Origin of the sequence: Corallococcus interemptor, from assembly GCF_003668875.1 — a bacterium.
GTDB classification, from domain to species: Bacteria; Myxococcota; Myxococcia; order Myxococcales; family Myxococcaceae; genus Corallococcus; species Corallococcus interemptor.
The window spans coordinates 125,349-132,484 of the sequence record NZ_RAWM01000009.1 but is presented as its reverse complement, the minus strand read 5'-3'; the positions used below and the strand labels follow the sequence as shown (position 1 = coordinate 132,484).

Genomic DNA, 7,136 nt, shown 5'->3' with positions numbered 1-7,136 from the left:
GCCCCACCCGCACCGTCACCCACTGGCGATTCTCAATGGATGGAAAGGTTGGGGCAGCTATCATCCGCATTTGAAGAGTGTCAAGGTCAACAGACTCCGGGGCACGCCCCAATCGCGCCCCGAGTCCGGGCCCTACCCGCCCTGCATGCGGACCACGATGACGCTGATGTTGTCGTCGCCGCCGCGGTCGTTGGCCAGGTCGATGAGGTGCTTGGGCACCTCATCCAGGTTCGCGTGGCGCGCGACGGCGTCGTGGATCTCCCGGTCCTCGAGCATGTTCGCGAGGCCGTCCGAGCAGAGCAGGAACACGTCACCGGGCTCGGAGACGAGTCCCATGACGTCCACCTGGACCTCCTCCTCGAAGCCGACGGAGCGGGTGATGATGTTCTTGTACCGGGAGTGCTTGGCCTCTTCCGGTGTGATCATCCCCGCTTTTATCTGCTCGTTGACCAGCGAGTGGTCCTCGGAGATCTGCTGGATGAGGTCCCCGCGGATGAGGTACGCGCGACTGTCGCCCACGTGGGCGAAGAAGGCGTGCTCGTCGCGGACCACCAGGGAGATGACTGTCGTGCCCATGCCGGACAGGCGCGCGTCATCCTGGGCGGTGAGGTAGATGGCCTGACAGGCCTTCTCCACCGCGCCCCGGAGCGCTTCCGGTATGGGCGAATCCTGGAGGTTGGGAACGCTGACGAAGGGGTTGTCTCGCCCTTCACGCGCGCGCCTCAGTTCCTTGTCGATGGTCTCGACGGCGATGCGCGACGCGGTACCGCCACCCGCGTGCCCACCCATGCCGTCCGCCACGACGTAGAGCTGGAGCTCATCGTCAATGAGGAAGCTGTCCTCGTTGTGATTGCGCTTGCGCCCGACGTCCGTCAGGCCAGCGGAGATGACTTTATGGCGGGGGGCCGCGGTCTGCCCTGCGGTGCTGGACACGCGCCGGATGCTATGTGAGCCCATTAGTGGGGGCAAGGACGCGCGCGAAAACTCGCGGTGCGTCATGCCCCTCCCCCTGGGTCACCCCTACCTTGTAGGCCCCCATTTCAGGCCGTCCGGCGAAGCCGCCCCCGGGGGCTATTGCCTTCCGGGCCGGATTCCCGGCGCGCCCGGGGCGTGGCCCGGTGGGCCGAGCGCACCAGCGCCTCCGCCGCGCCCAGCGCCTCGCGCGTCACCTCCACGCCGGACATCATGCGCGCCAGCTCCTGGGTGCGCTCGGCGCCCGCCGCCAGAGGGAGAACCTGGGACACGGTGCGCTCGCCCTTCACGCTCTTCTTGATGAGCAGGTGCGCGTCCGCGTAGGCCGCCACCTGGGGCAGGTGCGTGATGCAGAGCACCTGACGGTGGGAGCTGACCTCGCGAATCATCCGGCCCACCACGTCCGCGATGGCGCCGCTGACGCCCGCGTCCGCTTCGTCCAGGATGTAGCAGCCGCACGCGTCGCTGTCCGCCAGTGCACGTTTGAGCGCGAGCAGCAGGCGGCTCGCCTCACCGCCCGAGGCCACCTTGGCCAGGGGCCGCGCCGGTTCACCCGGGTTGGCGCTGAAGAAGAACTCCACTTCGTCCAGGCCGTCCGGACGCAAGCTCTCCCCGGGGGTGACGCGGACCTCGAAGGCGGCCTTGCCCATGGCCAGCCCGCCCAGGCCCTCGCGCACCTGCTGGGAGAAGGCCCCGGCGGACGTCTTGCGCGCGCGGGACAGCGTCAGCGCCGCCTTGCGCGCCCGCTCCTCCACGCGCTTGCGCTCCTGGTTCAGCTCCTCCAGGATTTCGCGCCGGTTCTCCAGCGTGCCCAGCTCCGTCTCCAGCTCGCCGCGCTTCTTGAGGACGCCGTCCAGCGTGGTGCCGTGCTTGCGGCACAGCCGCTTGAGCGCGTCCAGCCGCTCCTCCACCTCCCCCAGCCGCCCGGGGTCGGACTCCAGCCCCTCCACGTACCGGTTGAGCAGGCGCGAGGCCTCCTCCAGTTCCGACAGCGCGGTGCTGAGCGACTGCGCCACGGGCGCGAGCGTGGCGTCGCACTTGACGCCCTCGTGCACGAGCCCCAGCGCGCGCCCGACGATTTCGACCGCGGACGGCGCTTCGCCCGACACCAGCACTTCGGCTTCCGCGCCCTGGCGCTTGAGCTTCTGCGCGCTGCCCAGCCGCCGGCGCTCCGCGTCCAGCTTCACGTCCTCGCCGGACTCCGGGTCCAGGCGCGTGATTTCGTCCAGCTGGAAGCGCAGGAACTCCGCGCGCTCGCGCACCTTGGCGTCGTCTCCGCCCAGCGCGTCCATGCGCGAGTCCACTTCGCGCAGGTTCGCCCACTCGCGGCCGTACGCGGCCAGCGTCTCCTCCAGGCCGCCGTACTTGTCCAGGAGCACCCGGTGCAGCCCGGAGTCGAAGAGGCTGACGTGCTCATGCTGGCCGGCGATGTCCACCGCGCCGCGCGTGAGCTTGCCCAGCACGCCCAGCGTCACCAGCGCGCCGTTGACGTAGACCTTTCCGCGCCCGGTGCGCCCGAGCACGCGGCGCACGAGCACCTCCTCTCCCAGGTCCGGGAGGCCCAGTTCCTCCAGGCGCGCGGCCAGCACCGGTGTCCGGGCGAACACGCCCTCCACCGCCGCGTCCTCGCAGCCCGCACGGATGACGTCCGCATCCGCCCTGCCCCCGAGCAGGAGGCCCAGCGCGTCCACCAGAATGGACTTGCCGGCCCCCGTCTCACCCGTGAGGACGGTGAGGCCCGCGCCGAACGCGACCTCCACCTCCTCAATCACCGCAACGTTCGTAATCCGAAGACCCAGCAGCACCTGCGCCCTCCGCGGTCCGTACGACGGCCCCAATACCTGAACACCCTAGCAGGTCCTGGTGACACTGCACAGGTGTTCGGGTCGGGCGGACGGTGGGAGGGCGAGTGGGAGGGCGTGGCCTGTTGGCGCCACAACCATCTCCCACTCTCGAAGGCGCCCCTAAATCTCGGTGAACAGCTCCTGGATGTCCTGTTCGGTGAGGGTCCTGCCCATGTCGTCCCCGTCCGTGCCGAGCACGCCGGCGGCGAGTTCGCGCTTGCGACGCTGGAGGCTCAGGATCTTCTCCTCCACCGTGCCGCGGGTGATCAGCTTGTAGCTGATGACCGCGCGCGTCTGACCGATGCGGTGCGTACGGTCCGTGGCCTGGTCTTCCACGGCGGGGTTCCACCACGGGTCGAAGTGGATGACGTAGTCCGCGGCGGTGAGGTTCAAGCCGGTGCCGCCCGCCTTGAGGCTGATGAAGAAGAGCGGCGGGCCGTCAGGGCGGTTGTACTCGTCCACCTTGCCCATGCGGTCCTTGGTGCGGCCGTCCAGGTAGAGGTAGCGCAGGCCCTTCTTGTCCGCCTCCTGCTTCAAGAGCTCCAGCATCTCCGTGAACTGGCTGAAGACGAGGGCGCGGTGGCCTTCCGCCACCAGGTCCGCGACCAGTTCCATGAAGCGCTCGAGCTTCGCGCTGGGCGGCAAGAGCGTGCCGGGCGGCATCTTGAGCAGGCGCGGATCGCAGCACACCTGACGCAGGCGCATGAGCGCCGCGAGGATGGAGACGCGGCTGCGCTTGAAGCCCACCTTCTCGATGGACTCGTTCACCTTGCGGCGGCTCTCCTCCAGCACCTCGCGGTAGAGCGCGGCCTGGCCGGGCTCCATCTCGCACCACGCGACGCTCTCCGTCTTCGGCGGCAGGTCCTTGGCCACCTCCGTCTTGAGGCGGCGCATGATGAAGGGCTGGATGCGGCGGCGCAGCCGGTCCTTGGCGGTGGCGTCGTTGGCCACCTGGATGGGCTGCTCGTAGCGGTCGCTGAAGCCCTCCGCGCTGCCCAGGAAGCCGGGCATCAGGAAGTCGAAGATGCTCCAGAGCTCCGACAGGCGGTTCTCCAGCGGCGTACCGGTGAGCGCCAGGCGCGTCTCGCTGGGCAGCGACTTGCACGCCTGCGCGGTGGCGCTGTCCGCGTTCTTGATGTTCTGCGCCTCGTCCAGGATGACGTAGCGGAAGCCCACCTGGGACAGCTGCTCCAGGTCGCGGCGCACCAGCGCGTACGACGTGAGCACCAGGTCCATGCCCTTGAGGTCCTCGGCGCGCTCGCGGCGGTCCTGCCCGTGCCACACCATGGCCTTGAGGCCCGGCGTGAAGCGCTCCGCCTCGCGCTCCCAGTTGGCGAGCACGCTCGTGGGCGCGACCACCAAGGAGGGCTTGCGGCCTTCGTCGTTGGCCACCTTCTGCATGAGGCTCAGGGACTGGATTGTCTTTCCGAGACCCATGTCGTCCGCGAGGATGCCGGACAGCCCGTGGCGCCGCAGGAACCAGAGCCAGGACAGGCCCGCCTCCTGGTAGTGGCGCAGCGTGGCCTGCAGGCCTTCCGGCACGGCCACCTTCGGCACGCCGGAGGACTCGCGCAGGGCCAGCATGGCCTGGCGGGCCTTGGCCTCCACCTCGGTGAACTCACCCAGGTCCGCGAGCAGGTCCAACGCCACCGCCTGGTGCAGCGGCAGCCGCGTGCGCGTGCGGCCCGGCATGGCGCCGGCCTCCTCCAGGAGGTCCGCCACGCGCTTGATCTCCGCGACGTCCGCCTCCGCGAAGGAGCCGTCCTTCAGCGGCACGAACTTGCGGCCGGAGTCCAGCCACATGCGCACCGCGCCCAGGTCCACGGCCTGGTCGTCGGTGACGAACTCCGCGTCCAGGTCGAACCACTGCACGCCGCTCATGCCCACGCGGATGCGCGGCTTGAGCTTCGGGCGCAGCCGCACCTTGGGCGCCTGCACGCCGTAGCGCTCCCACTCCGCGGGCAGGCTGGCCAGGCCACGCGCCCAGAACTCCAGGGCCACGTCACCCGTCGCGTCGAACGCCTGCGCGGCCTGATCAAACCGCAGCCCCTGGTCGAGCAGCAGCTTGCCCGCGGCGCGCTCCACCTCGTCGCGGCGGCGGTAGAGCTTGCGCGCGTCCTCGCCCACGCCGCTGGCGTAGCCCAGGTGCGTGGCCGTGGGGGACACCGCCACGGTCGTCTGGCCATACCTCGCGGCCAGCTGCACCTTCACGCGCTCCGCGGCGCCCTCCAGCGTGAGGACGAAGCGCGGCTCCACCGACTCGTCCACTTCGATGTCGTCCGCCTTCAGCGACATGCGGAAGCGCGGCAGGTGCGCCGCGAAGAACGTCAGCACCCGGTCCAGCTGCCCGGACGGGAAGGCCATGGTCGGTTCCAGCAGCCACTTGCGCAGCAGGCGCGGCGGGAAGTCCGGCTCCACGGCGTGGAGGTTCTGCGCCTGGATGACGTACGTGCGCCGGCCCGCGAGCACGATGACGTCCTTGAGCGGGTAGCCCACGCCATCCGGGAACAAGAGTTCAATCTGCGCGGTGGCGCCATCCGGACGCGACTCCAGATGGATCTGCGGCCGCACGGGCTGTTCCATGTAGACCAGCGGCGTGCCCCGGTAGATGACCCGGCGCTGGCGCAACAGCTCCAGCACCTCGCACAGGTCCTCGTCGGAGAGGACGATGCGCGAGTCGTAGCGGTGCTCATGGCGCGACAGCACCATGAAGATGCGCTCGTCCGCGGGCGCGATGCGGCTGCCCGCCTGGAGCAGGCGCTTCACGTGCACGGGGCCCTTGGTCTGCGCGTCCTGACGGCGCACGTCCACGACCCAGTGGCGGCCGTTGGAGCCACCCGCGCCGGTGTTGGCGGGGGTGAGCCGGTAGAGGAACTCGTAGTCGGGCAGCGACGACAGGCCCAGCCAGCTCTCCACCTTGGCGAGCGCGGGCAGGCTGACGCCTTCCATCCCGGGCACACCGCCCGGGGGAATCTCCTCCTCGTCGTCCGGTCCCAGGTCCTCGGGTTCGGGCGGCGGAGGAGGCGGCGCCGCGGCCTTCTGCGGCGGGGGCGGCGGCCTGAAGCGGGCCGCGTAGATGAGTGCCACGGCGACCACGTGCTCGCAATGCGGGCCAGTGGTGTTCCACACCGGGCAGGTGCAGGAGGAAACGACTTTTCCCTCTCCTGGAATCAGGGCCACGTCGTAGCGCTCGCCGGACGGACCCGCGACCTGCGCGCGGATGCGTTCGGGTTCACGCGTGAGGCCGAAGACGCGGCGGCCTTCGGCCACCTCGCGGCCTTTCTTGAACGTGGCGGGCTGGACCTCGGCCTTGAGGGCGCGGAGCCAGAGTCCGTCCTGGGGGGAGAGGGGGTCTCGGGTGTCAGCGGTGGTTTGCACGGCTTGCAAGGCCCCAGACTCCTTGGTCGGGGGGAACCGCCTCGCTTAACACAGTGAGGGGCTCCCCGCGCGCGGGAAAAAATACGGCGTCCGCCAGCCGATGCGGCCGGGCGGCGCGAAGCTGTGAGATCATCAACGTCCGCCATGTCCGGGTCCCGTCCCAGTCCGCCCACACTCCGGCCGTTGCCCCTGGGACCCTGCGTCCGGGGGCCTGTCAGGCCGGCTGTCACCCCGGCCGGGTACCTTGGATGCCTCCAGGTCCACCCCGGGCGTCATCCCCCGGGCTGAAAAACGCCGCCGTCTCCCTCCGGAGCCCCCACCCCATGTCCTTCGACCCCACGCTCGTCTCCGACCTCCAGGCCGTCCTCCGGGACGTGCCGGACTTCCCCAAGCCCGGAATCGTCTTCAAGGACATCACCCCCATGCTGGCCGACCCGCGCCTGTTTGGCCGGGTGGTCAACGCCATGGCCGCCCCCTTCCGGGGGCAGCACATCAGCAAGGTGGTGGGCGTGGAGTCGCGCGGCTTCCTGCTGGGCGCCCCCATCGCGCTGGCCCTGGAGGCGGGCTTCGTGCCCGCGCGCAAGCCCGGCAAGCTGCCCTACAAGCGCATCGTGGAGCGCTATTCGCTGGAGTACGGCGCGGACGGCGTGGAGATGCACGAGGACGCCATCCTCAAGGACGAGCGCGTCCTGGTGGTGGATGACGTGCTGGCCACCGGCGGCACCGCCGACGCCACGGCCCGCCTCATTGGCCAGCTGGGCGGGCACATCGTCGGCTACAGCTTCCTCATCACGCTCGACTTCCTGGACGGCGCGAAGCGCCTGGGGCCGGACAAGGTGACGTCCGTCATCCGCTACTAGCCCGCCGCCTGGCGCCACCGGGCCTCGAGGTCCGGTTGACGCCCGCGTGGGCCCTGTTTATAAGTTGGTCACACAACCTAGA

4 protein-coding genes are annotated in these 7,136 nt (G+C 70.0%); 1 reads left to right on the top strand and 3 read right to left on the bottom strand.

All coding sequences use genetic code 11. The annotated features are described in order from the left end of the window. Positions 1–132: 132 nt before the first annotated feature. The 3 genes from D7X96_RS05725 to D7X96_RS05715 form a co-directional block, all read right to left on the bottom strand. Positions 133–933, bottom strand: a complete 801-nt coding sequence (locus D7X96_RS05725) for a Stp1/IreP family PP2C-type Ser/Thr phosphatase (RefSeq protein ID WP_120546148.1) — start codon at positions 931–933, stop codon at positions 133–135. 107 nt (positions 934–1,040) lie between these two features. Further along, complete coding sequence (gene recN, locus D7X96_RS05720) at positions 1,041–2,777, bottom strand: DNA repair protein RecN (RefSeq protein ID WP_120546149.1); 1,737 nt, start codon at positions 2,775–2,777, stop codon at positions 1,041–1,043. Positions 2,778–2,936: 159 nt separating this feature from the next. Next, a complete protein-coding gene (locus D7X96_RS05715; protein ID WP_233610225.1) occupies positions 2,937–6,203 on the bottom strand; it encodes a DEAD/DEAH box helicase in 3,267 nt (1,088 codons plus the stop codon). Positions 6,204–6,517: 314 nt separating this feature from the next. On the opposite strand from D7X96_RS05715, the gene D7X96_RS05710 reads away from it, so the two are divergent. Next, on the top strand, positions 6,518–7,054 hold the full coding sequence (locus tag D7X96_RS05710; RefSeq protein WP_121769191.1) for an adenine phosphoribosyltransferase: 537 nt from the start codon (positions 6,518–6,520) through the stop codon (positions 7,052–7,054). The last annotated feature ends 82 nt before the right edge of the window (positions 7,055–7,136 follow it).